General features: G+C 64.2%; 12 protein-coding genes. 8 read left to right on the top strand and 4 right to left on the bottom strand.

Translation table 11 applies throughout. The annotated features are described in order from the left end of the window. Nucleotides 1-305 precede the first annotated feature (305 nt). The 3 genes from OMP44_RS20740 (at nucleotide 306) to rhlB (ending at nucleotide 3,701) form a co-directional block, all read left to right on the top strand. Nucleotides 306-950, top strand: coding sequence for an alpha/beta hydrolase (locus OMP44_RS20740; protein WP_187981312.1), 645 nt, complete (start codon nucleotides 306-308; stop codon nucleotides 948-950). Nucleotides 951-1,149: 199 nt separating this feature from the next. Beyond that, nucleotides 1,150-2,100, top strand: coding sequence for a GGDEF domain-containing protein (locus OMP44_RS20735; protein ID WP_187981193.1), 951 nt, complete (start codon nucleotides 1,150-1,152; stop codon nucleotides 2,098-2,100). Between the two features lie 95 nt (nucleotides 2,101-2,195). Next, the gene (gene rhlB / locus OMP44_RS20730) at nucleotides 2,196-3,701 is read left to right on the top strand and encodes an ATP-dependent RNA helicase RhlB (protein WP_187981192.1); all 1,506 of its coding nucleotides are present in this window, start codon (nucleotides 2,196-2,198) and stop codon (nucleotides 3,699-3,701) included. A gap of 270 nt (nucleotides 3,702-3,971) precedes the next feature. On the opposite strand, the gene moaE is transcribed toward rhlB, so the two are convergent. The 4 genes from moaE to OMP44_RS20710 all read right to left on the bottom strand — a co-directional run bounded on the left by moaE (nucleotide 3,972) and on the right by OMP44_RS20710 (nucleotide 6,778). Further along, complete coding sequence (moaE, locus tag OMP44_RS20725; RefSeq protein ID WP_280310913.1) at nucleotides 3,972-4,427, bottom strand: molybdopterin synthase catalytic subunit MoaE; 456 nt, start codon at nucleotides 4,425-4,427, stop codon at nucleotides 3,972-3,974. A gap of 2 nt (nucleotides 4,428-4,429) precedes the next feature. After that, nucleotides 4,430-4,681, bottom strand: coding sequence for a MoaD/ThiS family protein (locus tag OMP44_RS20720; protein ID WP_158896819.1), 252 nt, complete (start codon nucleotides 4,679-4,681; stop codon nucleotides 4,430-4,432). Then, on the bottom strand, nucleotides 4,678-5,157 hold the full coding sequence (gene moaC, locus OMP44_RS20715) for a cyclic pyranopterin monophosphate synthase MoaC (RefSeq protein WP_187981190.1): 480 nt from the start codon (nucleotides 5,155-5,157) through the stop codon (nucleotides 4,678-4,680). The genes OMP44_RS20720 and moaC overlap by 4 nt, the downstream gene beginning before the upstream one ends. A 229-nt stretch (nucleotides 5,158-5,386) precedes the next feature. Continuing rightward, nucleotides 5,387-6,778 (bottom strand): PhoH family protein, encoded by a 1,392-nt coding sequence (locus OMP44_RS20710; protein WP_017639124.1) that lies wholly within the window; start codon nucleotides 6,776-6,778, stop codon nucleotides 5,387-5,389. Nucleotides 6,779-7,131: 353 nt separating this feature from the next. Between OMP44_RS20710 and yaaA the strand changes: the two genes are divergently transcribed. The 5 genes from yaaA to OMP44_RS20685 all read left to right on the top strand — a co-directional run bounded on the left by yaaA (nucleotide 7,132) and on the right by OMP44_RS20685 (nucleotide 13,503). Then, complete coding sequence (gene yaaA, locus OMP44_RS20705; RefSeq protein WP_280310910.1) at nucleotides 7,132-7,911, top strand: peroxide stress protein YaaA; 780 nt, start codon at nucleotides 7,132-7,134, stop codon at nucleotides 7,909-7,911. A 397-nt stretch (nucleotides 7,912-8,308) separates the two neighbouring features. Continuing rightward, the gene (locus OMP44_RS20700) at nucleotides 8,309-9,769 is read left to right on the top strand and encodes a mannose-1-phosphate guanylyltransferase/mannose-6-phosphate isomerase (RefSeq protein ID WP_187981188.1); all 1,461 of its coding nucleotides are present in this window, start codon (nucleotides 8,309-8,311) and stop codon (nucleotides 9,767-9,769) included. Nucleotides 9,770-9,886: 117 nt separating this feature from the next. Further along, complete coding sequence (locus OMP44_RS20695) at nucleotides 9,887-10,750, top strand: TIGR01459 family HAD-type hydrolase (RefSeq protein ID WP_280310907.1); 864 nt, start codon at nucleotides 9,887-9,889, stop codon at nucleotides 10,748-10,750. Between the two features lie 27 nt (nucleotides 10,751-10,777). Beyond that, nucleotides 10,778-11,752: a 2-hydroxyacid dehydrogenase gene (locus OMP44_RS20690; RefSeq protein WP_280310905.1), complete on the top strand. Its 975-nt coding sequence runs from the start codon at nucleotides 10,778-10,780 to the stop codon at nucleotides 11,750-11,752. 230 nt (nucleotides 11,753-11,982) lie between these two features. Continuing rightward, a complete protein-coding gene (locus tag OMP44_RS20685; protein WP_273863126.1) occupies nucleotides 11,983-13,503 on the top strand; it encodes a fumarate hydratase in 1,521 nt (506 codons plus the stop codon). Nucleotides 13,504-13,525: the final 22 nt, after the last annotated feature.

The following is a 13,525-nucleotide window of genomic DNA, read 5'->3' as shown; positions in this document are numbered from 1 at the left end:
TCGTCATGCCTTCCAGTGCGTCTCCTTCATCAAGGGAAGAAGGAGACGCACTGGAAGGCATGACGAAGCAGTGAGTCAGTGTTACCTGTTAGTGCACTACCTGGCCGCAGCCTAGATGAGGCAATTTGCGGACCAGTGAATGCGACAGATGCTCACTTGGCTCAAACCCGGCAATCGCGAGACTTCGAGCAAAAAGCCGGACAACTAAATTACGAAAATGCGACACGCATTTTGTGCACCATCTGTTACCACACCCATTTTTAGTGGCACCAAACTGGAGCAAAGCCTTGGAAAATTCGCCTCTTGTGCTGGAATCGCCCAGCGGAACCGCCGATAGCTGCGTCATTTGGTTGCATGGCCTGGGGGCAACCCAGCATGACTTCGAACCCGTTGCCGAATTGTTGCAGCGCAGCCTGAGCTCGACCCGTTTCGTCCTGCCCCAGGCACCGACCCAGGCGGTCACCATCAATGGCGGCTGGGCCATGCCCTCCTGGTACGACATCCTGGCCATGAATCCTGCCCGGGCCATCGACCGCGCCCAGCTGGAAACATCGGCCACCACGGTACGAGGCCTGATCGAGACCCAGCAGGCCCAGGGCATTCCCGCCGAACGCATCGTGCTGGCCGGTTTCTCCCAGGGTGGCGCCGTGGTGTTGCATACCGCCTACAACACCTCCTGCCCCACCCTGGGTGGGGTCATGGCGCTGTCGACCTACGCGCCCAGCTTCGAAGACGCCCAGGTCAATCGCGGTGGGGCGACCCCGGCGCTGTGCCTGCATGGCGACCAGGACGATGTGGTTCCCCTGGCCCTCGGGCGCGCCGCCTACGAGGCGCTGGTGGCCGCGGGCGTGGAAGCGCTCTGGCACAGTTATCCCATGCGCCACGAGGTGATTCCGGCGGAAATCCAGGATATCCGGGACTGGCTGCTGGCACGTCTCGGCGGAAAATAAAGCGCGAATCAGCGGACCGCTTCGTTTTTGGAAACCGGTCGACAATTTGCGGAATCTGGGGGCGAAGGGAGGCCTGGAAAGGGCAAAGCGAACGAACTTTGGGGTACCCATCCGGTCCAGTAGGGGTGCCTGAAGGTCGTGATGTGCATGGAGCAGCTATGGCCCGAGTTTTCCTTTCAGCCCCCGGGGTGATCCTTTGATGGCCGCCCCCTTGTCGGCCTGGCTGGCCGAAGTCCCGGTCGCTTCCCTGAAGGACCTGCGCCTGTTCAAGGGCGTGGAGACCCATCTGCTGGAAGCCCTGATCGCCCGCTCGGCCACCCGCAGCCTGGTCGCCGGTGAGTGCCTGCTCTCGCCCGCCATGATCAACCAGTACATGTACCTCGTGCTGGAAGGTCGCCTGCGGGTCCACCTGGGTTCGCCGGAAAATCCGCCCATCTATCTGCTCGGTCCGGGTGAGTGCTCGGGCGAAATCAGCTTCATGGACAGCGAGCGGCCCAGCGCCCATGTCATCGCCGAAGCCGATACCCTGGTGCTCTGCCTGCATCGCGACCTGGTGCTGGAGCTGATCGAACGCTCTTCCAAGGCCATGCACAACCTGCTCGGCATCCTCTGCGAGCGGATGCGTCGTGGCAATCAGCTCATCGTCGACACCGAACGCAACGCCAACGTCGACACCCTGACCGGCCTCTTCAACCGTCGGCGTCTCGAGCAGCTGTTCGAGCGCGAAAGCACCCGTTGCGCCTTCAACCGGCAGCCGCTGAGCCTGCTGATGCTGGATGTCGATCACTTCAAGCGCTACAACGATACCCATGGCCACCTGGCGGGCGACTATGCCCTGTGCCTGGTCGCCAACACCCTGCGCGACCAGCTGCGGCCCAAGGACAGCATGGCGCGCTATGGCGGTGAAGAGTTCGTCATCCTGCTGCCGGAAATCGATCGCGACGAAGCGATCGCCATCGCCGAGCGCCTGCGCCAGAGCCTGGCGGAGATCAAGGACTTCTATTCGCCCTGCGGCAGGCTGCCGGGGGTCACCGTCTCCATCGGCCTGGCGCAGATGCGCAAGGCCGACTCCCTGGATGAACTGGTCGGACGTGCGGACAAATCGCTCTACCAGGCCAAGGATGCCGGGCGCAATCGGATCAGTGGCTGACCGGATTGCGCCTGCGTTCGGCAGGTAGTTGTTGCCGGGCACGTCGGTTGCTTTACACTGCGGTCTCATTCCGCTTTCGATGATCGAGACCCTCCGTGCTCAAGGCACTCAAAAAATTTCTGGGCAAGGATCAGGAGGTCGCTCAGCCGACTCCCTCCCCTGCGCCCCAAGCTACCCCCAGCGTCGCTCCTGCAGCCCCCTCCTCTCCTGCACCCATCGCGCCCGAGCCTCAGGCCGAGCGTGTGCCACGCAAACCGCGCACCTCAGGCGAATCCCGTAGCCAGGAGCCGCGTGCCCAGGCCGAAAAACAGGAACCTCGCGCCCAGGCGGAAAAATCCGCCAAGCCGCGCCGCGAGCGCAGCCCGCGCAAGCCCAAGCCGGTCGACACCTGGAAACTGGAAGACTTCGCGGTCGAACCGCAGGAAGGCAAGAAGCGCTTCCATGACTTCAAGCTGGATCCGCGGCTGATGCACGGCATCCATGACCTTGGCTTTCCCTACTGCACGCCGATCCAGGCGGAAGTACTGGGCTTCACCCTCAAGGGCAAGGACGCCATCGGCCGTGCCCAGACCGGCACCGGCAAGACCGCCGCCTTCCTGATCTCGACGATCACCCAGCTGCTGACCACGCCGCCGCCCAAGGAAAGATACATGGGCGAGCCACGGGCGCTGATCATCGCGCCGACCCGCGAACTGGTGGTGCAGATCGCCAACGACGCCCTGGACCTGGCCAAGTACACCGGGCTCAACGTCATGAGCTTTGTCGGCGGCATGGACTTCGACAAGCAGCTCAAGCAGCTCGAAGCGCGCTACTGCGACATCCTGGTCGCCACCCCGGGCCGTCTGCTTGACTTCAACCAGCGCGGCGAGGTGCACCTGGACATGGTCGAGGTCATGGTGCTGGACGAGGCCGACCGCATGCTGGACATGGGCTTCATCCCCCAGGTTCGCCAGATCATTCGCCAGACCCCGCCCAAGAGCGAACGCCAGACCCTGCTGTTTTCCGCCACCTTCACCGACGACGTGATGAATCTGGCGCGGCAGTGGACCACCGATCCGGCCATCGTCGAGATCGAGCCGGAAAACGTGGCCAGCGACACCGTCGAGCAGCACGTCTATGCCGTGTCCTCCAGCGACAAGTACCGCCTGCTCTACAACTTGGTCGCCCAGAACAACTGGGAGCGGGTGATGGTGTTCGCCAACCGGCGTGACGAGGTGCGCCGCATCGAGGAGCGCCTGACCAAGGACGGCATCAGCGCCGCCCAGATGTCCGGCGATGTGCCTCAACACAAGCGCATCAAGACCCTGGAAGGCTTCCGTGCCGGCAAGATCCGCGTGCTGGTAGCCACCGACGTGGCCGGCCGCGGCATCCACGTCGACGGCATCAGCCACGTGATCAACTTCACCCTGCCGGAAGACCCGGACGACTACGTGCACCGCATCGGCCGTACCGGTCGTGCCGGCGCCACCGGCACCTCCATCAGCTTTGCCGGCGAGGACGACTCCTTCGCCCTGCCGCCCATTGAAGCCCTGCTGGGCCGCAAGATCGGTTGCGAGATGCCGCCAGCCGAGTTGCTCAAGCCGGTGCCGCGGCAGCGTTGAGGCAGACGCGTTGGAACGCCACTCTAAGCGGCCTATCAACGCGACCGCTTGCTGAACCTCTCTTATCGCGGCCATGGGCCGCTCCTACACCTGTATCGCGCCCCTGTAGGAGCGGCCCATGGCCGCGATAAGTGTTACCGGCGTGCACGCGCGGTGATTGCCAGCTGCTGGAAGTAACCCGTCGCAGGGTGGATGACGGCGTAAACTCATCCACCGCCAGCCTTGAGGCAGCAGGTGGAAAACGCTGACGCGGTTTTCCACCCTGCTTCGTTACCCCTTCGCCCAACGCCCCGCGGCATCCTGATCGCTGGCGCGGCCTTCCACCCAGCGCGGTCCTTCGGAGGTGTCTTCCTTCTTCCAGAAGGGGGCGCGGGTCTTGAGATAGTCCATCACGAAATTGCAGGCCTCGAAGGCCGCCTGGCGATGGGCGCTGGCGGTGCCGACGAAGACGATGGGCTCGCCTGGCTCCAGTCGGCCGATGCGATGCAGGATATCGACCCTGAGCAGCGGCCAGCGCTGGTTCGCCTCTTCGACGATGCGCGCCAGGGCCTTTTCGGTCATGCCGGGAAAGTGCTCGAGAAACAACCCGCCGACGTCCCGGCCGTCGTTGAAATGCCGCACGTAACCCACGAAGCCCACCACGGCACCGATGCCGGTGTTGGCGGCATGCAGGGCGTTGAGTTCCTGGCCGGGATCGAAGGCCTCGGCCTGCACACGGATCGTCATGCTCAACCTCCGGTCACGGTCGGAAAGAAGGCGACCTCGTCACCCTCGCGCAACGGCTCGGCCAGTCCGCAGAGCTCCTCGTTGCGGGCGCACATCAGACCGCGCTCGCCCAGGGTCTCGGCCCAGATCCCGCCGCGCTGGACCAGGTGTTCACGCAGGTCGCCAACGGTGGCCAGCCCGGGCTCCCAGGCCAGGCTGTCCTCGGCGAGGCCCAGCACTTCGCGATAGCGGGCGAAGAATTGCACGCGGATCATGCGGGCTGCTCCTCGGCGCGGAAGTGGCCACTCTTGCCACCGTTCTTTTCCAGCAGCCGCACCGCCTCGATGGTCATGCCGCGATCGACCGCCTTGCACATGTCGTAAAGCGTCAGGGCCGCGACACTGGCGGCGGTCAGGGCCTCCATCTCCACGCCGGTCTGACCGGACAGCTTGCAGGTGGCGATGATCCGTACCCCATCGGGGGCTTCGGCGACCAGCTGGACCTTGACACCGGTCAGCATCAGCGGATGGCAGAGCGGGATGAGGTCGGCGGTCTTCTTGGCTGCCTGGATGCCGGCGATACGCGCCACGGCGAAGACGTCGCCCTTGGGATGGCCGCCGCTCTGGATCAGGTCGAGGGTTTCCGGACGCATGCGCACCCGGGCTTCGGCGGTGGCTTCACGGAAGGTCACCTGCTTGTCGGTGACATCGACCATGTTGGCACGGCCTTGGGAATCGAGATGGGTCAGCACGGCATGACTCCTGGAAAGGACCTGCCATTGTAGACCTGCTGCTGGGGATTTGATCCCCGCCCGTGACCAGACGGGGATCGTGGGCTGTGCCTGAAAAGTGCCTGCGCTCGGTCATGCTGCGTTAAAAATCCGTTCGGAATGCTCATTTACCACTCGTAAACTCCGCTTCCTCACGGATTCTTGCCTTGCCTGACCTTCGCTCGGCTACTTTTCAGACAAGCCCTAGCACTTACAGATGGGACTCTGCGTATTCGGCGAGGATGGACCGGGGTACGCCCTGCAGGGTGATGTGCACTCCGTGGTTGAAGCCCTTGAAGCGCTCGGACAGGTAGGTGAGGCCGGAGCTGGTGGCCGAGAGATAGGGCGTATCGATCTGCGCCAGGTTACCTAGACAGATCACCTTGGAGCCGCTGCCGGCACGGGTGATGATGGTCTTCATCTGGTGCGGGGTGAGGTTCTGGCATTCGTCGATGAGGATCAGACTCTGCTGGAAACTGCGACCGCGGATGTAGTTCAGCGACTTGAACTGCAGCGGTACCTTGCTGAGGATGTAGTCCACGCTGCCGTGGGGGTTGTGGTCGTCCATGTGCAGGGCTTCGAGGTTGTCGGTGATGGCGCCCAGCCAGGGCTCCATCTTCTCGGCCTCGGTGCCGGGCAGGAAGCCGATGTCCTCGTCCAGGCCCTGAACGCTGCGAGTGGCGATGATCCGCCGGTATCTCTTGGTGACCATGGTCTGCTCGATGGCCGCGGCCAGTGCCAGGATGGTCTTGCCCGAGCCTGCCGCGCCGGTCAGGTTGACCAGATGAATGTCAGGCTCCAGCAGGGCGAACAGCGCCAGCGCCTGGTAGATGTCCCGCGGTTTCAGCCCCCAGGCTTCCTGGTGCATCAGGGGTTCCTGATGCATGTCGAGCAGGATGACCTCGCCGTCGCGCACCGCCTTGACCCAGCCGACGAAGCCCTGTTCGTCGAGCACGAAGTCATTGACGTTGAAGGGTGGCATCTCGGCCGACAGCTGTACCCGGTGCCAGACGCGACCCAGCTCCTGCCGGCTTTCCACCTTGCTCACGTTATCCCAGAAGGATCCCGGCAGATTGTGATAACCCTGGGACAGCAGGGAGACGTCGTCGAGCAGCTGGTCGGTCTGGTAGTCCTCGGCGGCGATGCCGCAGCCACGCGCCTTGAGGCGCATGTTGATGTCCTTGGTCACCAGCACGACCCGCTCCTGGGGATGCTGGGTACGCAATTCGACGAGCTGGTTGATGATGCGGTTGTCGTTGATGTCGTCGGGCAGGCAGGCCATGGGGCCGGCGCGACGGCCCATGAGAATGGACAGTCGCCCCTTGGCCTCGCCCTTGCCGCGGGGAATGGGTACGCCCCGCTCGACGTCCTCGGGCGAGGATTCGGCGAGCACGCTGTCGATCAGGCGGATCGCCTGCCGGCACTCGGCGGCAACGTTGTGCTTGCCGGTCTTGAGCTTGTCGAGTTCCTCCAGGACCGTCATGGGAATGGCAACGTGGTGCTCCTCGAAATTGAGCAGCGCGTTCGGGTCGTGGATCAGTACGTTGGTGTCGAGCACATAGAGGGTGGGCTGGGTGGGGCGGGAACGTCCGTGATCATCCATACTCGGTCACCTCGTAGAAACGCTTGACTCGCAAGCCTGTCGACGGAGCGCCAGACGACGCTCCGCTGCGAAAGGTGCCGTCGCTCCAGCAACGGGTTCACGGACCGGCCAACATGAGGGCACGGGACCCGGGAGATGCGACGGACACTTCGGTAATAACGCAAAAGACCTGAGGCACAAAAGCTTTTTTTGGCCGTACCCGATTTTTTTCGCGCGTCCCTGTTTCCTGCCGCCTGACCCGGCAACCTCGCCCCGGGAACGTGGTCAATACCTATCGATCCCATCGGCACGGCCCACTGGAGCCCGGCGGCGGAGACTTCTAGAATGGCGCCTCGCCAAGAGGAGCCAAGCCGATGCTGATGGTGATTTCACCCGCCAAGACGCTGGACTACAGCACACCGCCGAGCACGTCCCGCCATACCCTGCCGCAATACCTGGAGCATTCCCGCGAACTGATCGACGGGCTCCGCCAGCTCGCCCCGGCTGAGGTCGCCGCGCTCATGGGGGTGTCCGACAAGATCGCCACGCTCAATGTCGCCCGCTTCGGCAGCTGGACTTCGGACTTCACACCGGAGAATGCCAAGCAGGCGCTGCTGGCGTTCAAAGGCGACGTCTACACCGGCCTGGCCGCCGAGGATTTCGAGGAAGACGACTTCGACTTCGCCCAGCGGCACCTGCGCATGCTGTCCGGACTCTATGGCCTGTTGCGTCCGCTGGATCTGATGCAGCCCTATCGCCTGGAGATGGGTACCAAGTTCGCCAATTCGCGCGGCAAGGACCTCTATGCCTTCTGGGGCGACCGTATCAGCGACTGGCTCAAGGCGGATCTTGCGGCCCAGGGTGACGAGGTCCTGCTGAATTTGGCCTCGAACGAGTATTTCAGTGCGGTGCGCAGGGCGCGCCTGCAGGCCCGGATCGTGGATGTGGAGTTTCGCGATCTCAAGAATGGCGATTACAAGATCATCAGCTTCTACGCCAAGAAGGCACGGGGCCTGATGGCACGGCACGTGATCAAGCAACGCGTCTCCACGGTGGACGACCTGCGCGATTTCGATGACCAGGGTTATCACTACTCAACCGAGCGTTCCTCGGCAGACAAGCTGGTGTTTCTGCGCGATACACCGCCGAATTAGCCGAGCGAATCGACGGATGGCACAATTGCCCGCACGCTGGGCCATCGAACTGGCTAGAGGGTCACATTCGGTGCCCGCCATCCGTGAAAGACTGTCATCTCCCTCCAATAAAAAAGGTTTCAGCCCCGTGGCGGAGACGTTCCAGGCGCGAAAAGTTGCCGGACATCTCAAAACCGCTGCCTTTCCGAAAAAAGGAAAATTCGCTGAGAACCACTTTCGTTTGATTCTGTCTCTGTCTGGTCCTTGCCCCGGGTCATGCTGGCCAATGGCAATCAGTCCGCACGTTCAATTTGTACCGGTCGACCTTTCGGCCGGTTGATCTTTCGAAGCATGGACGCTTCGTCCCGACCTCAGGGACAGCGGCCACAAATCAGCAGACGCTGAAGGAGTAACGCCCATGATTCCCGTCATCCTGTCCGGTGGTAGCGGCTCGCGACTCTGGCCCCTCTCGCGCAAGCTTTACCCCAAGCAGTTCCTGGCCCTGACCAGCGAACAGACCATGTTCCAGGAGACCATCAATCGCCTGGGCTGCGAGGGCAGCATCGATTGCCCCATCATCGTCTGCAACGCCGAACACCGTTACCTGGTGGAAGAGCAGCTCAAGGCCGTCGAGTGCAAGCCGCAGGCGCTGATCATGGAGCCCTTCGGTCGCAACACCGCGCCGGCCGTGGCCATCGCTGCCATGCAACTGGTCGCTGACGGCAAGGACGACCTGATGCTGGTGCTGCCCGCCGATCACGTGATCGAGGACGAAGCCGAATTCAAGGCGGCCCTGCAACAGGCCGCCGCCGCCGCCGAGCGTGGCGAGATGGTGCTGTTCGGCATTCCGGCCACCGCGCCCGAGACCGGTTACGGCTACATCAAGACCGGCTCCAACGACGGTCTGCCCCAGGGCGTATCCCGCGTCGAGCGCTTCGTCGAGAAGCCCGATGCCGTCACCGCCACCGAATACGTGGCCTCCGGCGACTACTGCTGGAACAGCGGCATCTTCCTGTTCCGCGCCAGCCGTTTCCTGGAAGAGCTGAAGAAGCACGACACCGATATCTACGACACCTGCCTGCTGGCGCTGGAGCGCAGCAGCATCGACGGCATCAACATCAGCATCGACGCCGCCACCTTCGCCGTCTGCCCGGACAATTCCATCGACTACGCCGTGATGGAAAAGACCACCCGCGCCTGCGTGGTGCCCATGAGCGCCGGCTGGAACGATGTCGGTTCCTGGTCCGCGCTGTGGGACGTCCATGCCAAGGACAACAACGGCAACGTCATCAAGGGCGACGTCGTCCTGCATGACAGCCGCAACTGCCTGGTGCACGGCAACGGCAAGCTGGTGACCCTGGTCGGTCTGGAAAACGTGGTCGTGGTGGAAACCAAGGACGCGGTCATGATCGCCCACAAGGACAAGGTCCAGGACGTCAAGAAGCTGGTCAACGCCCTCGAGAAGCAGAACCGCAACGAGGTCAAGGCACACCAGGAAGTCTTCCGTCCCTGGGGTTCCTACGACTCCATCGACATGGGCCAGCGCTTCCAGGTCAAGCGCATCACCGTCAAGCCGGGCGCTCAGCTGTCGCTGCAGATGCACCACCACCGTGCCGAGCACTGGATCGTGGTCTCCGGTACCGCCGAGGTCACCTGTGACGACAAGGTCTTCCTGCTAACCGAGAACCAGTCCACCTACCTGCCGATGACCTCCGTGCACCGCCTGGCCAACCCCGGCAAGGTACCGCTGGAGCTGATCGAAGTGCAGTCCGGTGGCTACCTGGGCGAAGACGATATCGTCCGCTTCGAAGACATCTACGGCCGCGTCGACACCCAGGCCCTGGAAGTCGCCAAGGCCGGCAAGGCGCCCACGCGCTAAGCACTGCCAACAGGCACCAAACAGACACCGGCTCAGGCCGGTGTCTGTGTTTTCGGCAGCCGCTCGGCAAAACGGGTTAGGCTTGTCGTTTCCCCTTTTCGCCATCGGATCCGCCGCATGACCGCTCCCACCCTGCTCCGCCTCGATCAACTGGACGAGGCGCTGGCCGCCTACGACGGCTTCATCCTCGACCTCTGGGGCGTGCTGATCGACGGCTACGAGACCTTTCCCGGCGCCCGCGCCTGGCTGGAGCGTCGTGCCGCCGAGGGCAAGCCGGTGTGGTTTCTCAGCAATGCCTCCCGCGATGCGGACGGCATGGTCGAAGAACTGGGCAAGTTGGACGTGTCGCGCGAACTCTTTGCCGGCATCACCACCTCGGGTCAGTTGGCCATCGACGCCTTTCAGCAGGATCCGAAATTCCGCGCAGGCGGTATCTACCTCTCCGGTCCCGGCACCGGCCAGGCCGGCTGGCCCGCGGAGATCCGCGCGCGCTTCGTCGAGGATATCGACCAGGCGGCCATCATCCTCGGCGTCGGCAGCTTCCCTGAGGACGAGCTGGAAGTCCGCTTCGCGCCCCTGGCCGCCGCCCTGGACAAGCCCTTTCTCTGCGCCAATCCGGATCGCAACGTGGTGTCCGGGGGTCTACCCTTCTATGCGGCCGGCAAGCTGGCCGATCGCTTTGCCGCCCTGGGTGGCGAGGTCACCTGGTACGGCAAGCCCGATCCCTATGCCTTCCGCTGCGCAGCCGAGGAACTCGCCACCCGCGGTGCTCAGCGCCTGCTGTTCGTCGGGGATTCACTGGTGACCGACGTGCCCGGCGCGGTGGCGGCGGACATCGACTGTCTGTGGCTGGCCGCCACCGGCATCCACCGCGAGGCCCTGGGCCTGGACTTCAATCAGGAGCCCACCCGCGAGGGTCTCGCCGCCCTGCTGGAGCAGCATCCCGCGTTGCCGCGTTTCGCGGCAGCCGGCCTGGCCTGACCCCTTTTTCCACACGCCGAGGTATCGATGAGCAAGAAGCACGTAGTGGTCTTCAACCGCCTGCCCGAACAGCTGGTGGAACGCCTGCGCGAACACTTCACCGTCGAGGTGATTCCCACCAGTGCCAACCTCGATCTCTTCGCCGCTGCCGCAGCCAAGGCCCAGGGCCTGATCGGCGCCAGTCGCAAGCTGGGCGAGAAGGAGCTGGAAATGGCCACCACCCTGGAAGCCATCGCCAGCGTCTCGGTCGGCTACGACAGCTATGAGGTGGACTACCTGACCGAGCGCGGCATCCTGCTCACCAACACCCCGGACGTGCTCACCGACACCACCGCCGACCTCGGCTTCACCCTGCTGGTGAGCGCCGCCCGGCGGGTGCCGGAGCTGGATGCCTTCGTCAAGGCCGGACACTGGCGCAAGGGCATCGGCGAAGAACACTTCGGCACCGACATCCATGGCCGTACGCTGGGCATCGTCGGCGCCGGTCGCATCGGTGCCGCCATCGCCAAACGGGGCCACTTCGGCTTCGACATGCCGATTCTCTATACCGCCAACAGCGCCAAGCCCGAGCTGGAAGAGCAGATGGGTGCCCAGCGCCGAGAGCTGGACGACCTGCTCGGGGAAGCCGACTTCGTCTGCCTGGTGGTGCCCCTGTCGGCCGCTACCGAGGGCCTCATCGGCGCACGCGAACTGGAGCTGATGAAGTCCAGCGCCATCCTGATCAACCTGGCGCGCGGCCCGGTCATCGACGAGCCGGCGCTGATCGAGGCGCTGCGCCAGGGCCAGATCCGCGGCGCGGGTCTGGACGTCTATACCCGTGAACCGCTGGAGGCCTCGCCACTGTTCGAACTGCCCAACGTGGTCACCCTGCCGCACATAGGTTCGGCCACCCACGAGACCCGCTATGCCATGGCCGAACGCGCGGTGGACAACCTGATCGCTGCCCTCGAAGGCAAGCAGCCGACCGATCTGGTCAATCCGGCGGCCCTGGACCGCCGCTAGGCGCTGATCGCCCACCGTCGACCCAGGTGGCGTGCCGTCCGGCCGCTTAAAGGCTATACTGCCGCGCCGCTCTCGGGTCGGCCGCCCTGGCCGGGTGGGCCTTTCTCAGTGTGTCAGGCCACCCCTCCGATCGGGCTCCTTCGCGGCCCGGTCCGTGCGACCCGAATTGCGCGCCCGTCTCGCCACCGCCCGTGGCCGAGACGCAAGAAACCGCCAAGAGGAGCGCGTACATGACCGTGATCAAGCAGGATGACCTGATCCAGAGCGTTGCCGACGCCCTGCAGTTCATCTCCTATTACCACCCCGTCGACTTCATCCAGGCCATGCACGAGGCCTATCTGCGCGAAGAATCCGCCGCCGCGCGCGATTCCATCGCTCAGATCCTGATCAACTCGCGGATGTGCGCCACCGGCCATCGGCCGATCTGCCAGGACACCGGCATCGTCACCGTCTTCGCCAAGGTCGGCATGGACGTGCGTTGGGACGGCGCCACCCTGAGCCTGGACGAGATGATCAACGAGGGTGTCCGTCGCGCCTACAACCTGCCGGAAAACGTCCTGCGTGCCTCGATCCTGGCCGACCCGGCCGGTGCCCGCAAGAACACCAAGGACAACACCCCGGCGGTGATCCACTACCAGATCGTCCCCGGCAACACCGTGGAGATCGATGTCGCGGCCAAGGGCGGCGGCTCCGAGAACAAGTCGAAGATGGCCATGCTCAACCCGTCCGACTCCATCGTCGACTGGGTGCTCAAGACCGTGCCGACCATGGGCGCCGGCTGGTGCCCGCCGGGCATGCTGGGCATCGGCATCGGCGGCACCGCCGAAAAGGCCGCGGTACTGGCCAAGGAATCGCTGATGGACGAGATCGACATCCATGAGCTGAAGGCCCGCGGTCCGCAGAATCGCCTGGAAGAGCTGCGCCTGGAGATCTTCGACAAGGTCAACCAGCTGGGCATCGGTGCCCAGGGCCTGGGCGGCCTGACCACGGTGCTGGACGTCAAGATCAAGGACTACCCGACCCACGCCGCCTCCCTGCCGGTGTGCATGATCCCCAACTGCGCCGCTACCCGCCACGCCCACTTCGTGCTGGACGGCTCCGGCCCCGCCGCCCTGGAAGCGCCGCAGCTGGATGCCTATCCGGAAATCGTCTGGGAAGCCGGTCCGAGCGCCCGTCGCGTCGACCTCGACACCCTGACCCCGGAAGAGGTGCAGAGCTGGCAGCCGGGCGAGACCGTGCTGCTCAACGGCAAGATGCTCACCGGACGCGATGCGGCCCACAAGCGCATGGTCGACATGCTCAACAAGGGCGAGTCGCTGCCGGTGGACCTCAAGGGTCGCTTCATCTACTACGTCGGCCCGGTCGATCCGGTGGGCGACGAGGTGGTCGGCCCGGCCGGTCCCACCACGGCGACCCGCATGGACAAGTTCACCCGCCAGATCCTCGACCAAACCGGCCTGCTGGGCATGATCGGCAAGTCCGAGCGCGGCCCCATCGCCATCGAGGCGATCAAGGACCACAAGGCGGTGTACCTGATGGCCGTCGGCGGTGCCGCCTACCTGGTGGCCCAGGCCATCAAGGGCTCCCAGGTGCTGGCCTTCCCGGAACTGGGGATGGAAGCCATCTATGAGTTCGAGGTGAAGGACATGCCGGTGACCGTGGCCGTCGACACCCGTGGCGAGTCGGTGCACATCACCGGCCCGCAGGTGTGGCAGAAGAAGATCGCCGACAGCCTCGCCGTCGAGATCTAGATTCCGTCCCACGAAAAAGCCC

Origin of the sequence: Pseudomonas flavocrustae, from assembly GCF_029872515.1 — a bacterium.
Taxonomy (GTDB): Bacteria; Pseudomonadota; Gammaproteobacteria; order Pseudomonadales; family Pseudomonadaceae; genus Chryseomonas; species Chryseomonas aestiva.
Note: the sequence above shows the minus strand (reverse complement) of the source record. Positions and strands in the feature narration are given on the sequence as shown.

What these genes read in the sequence shown, in the direction of transcription:
- OMP44_RS20735 (WP_187981193.1), top strand. Translation starts at nt 1,150, where the DNA reads ATGGCCGCCCCCTTGTCGGCCTGGCTGGCCGAAGTCCCGGTCGCTTCC.
- moaE (WP_280310913.1), bottom strand. Translation starts at nt 4,427, where the DNA reads ATGACGATCCGTGTGCAGGCCGAGGCCTTCGATCCCGGCCAGGAACTC.
- OMP44_RS20720 (WP_158896819.1), bottom strand. Translation starts at nt 4,681, where the DNA reads ATGATCCGCGTGCAATTCTTCGCCCGCTATCGCGAAGTGCTGGGCCTC.
- OMP44_RS20710 (WP_017639124.1), bottom strand. Translation starts at nt 6,778, where the DNA reads ATGGATGATCACGGACGTTCCCGCCCCACCCAGCCCACCCTCTATGTG.
- yaaA (WP_280310910.1), top strand. Translation starts at nt 7,132, where the DNA reads ATGCTGATGGTGATTTCACCCGCCAAGACGCTGGACTACAGCACACCG.
- OMP44_RS20700 (WP_187981188.1), top strand. Translation starts at nt 8,309, where the DNA reads ATGATTCCCGTCATCCTGTCCGGTGGTAGCGGCTCGCGACTCTGGCCC.
- OMP44_RS20695 (WP_280310907.1), top strand. Translation starts at nt 9,887, where the DNA reads ATGACCGCTCCCACCCTGCTCCGCCTCGATCAACTGGACGAGGCGCTG.
- OMP44_RS20690 (WP_280310905.1), top strand. Translation starts at nt 10,778, where the DNA reads ATGAGCAAGAAGCACGTAGTGGTCTTCAACCGCCTGCCCGAACAGCTG.
- OMP44_RS20685 (WP_273863126.1), top strand. Translation starts at nt 11,983, where the DNA reads ATGACCGTGATCAAGCAGGATGACCTGATCCAGAGCGTTGCCGACGCC.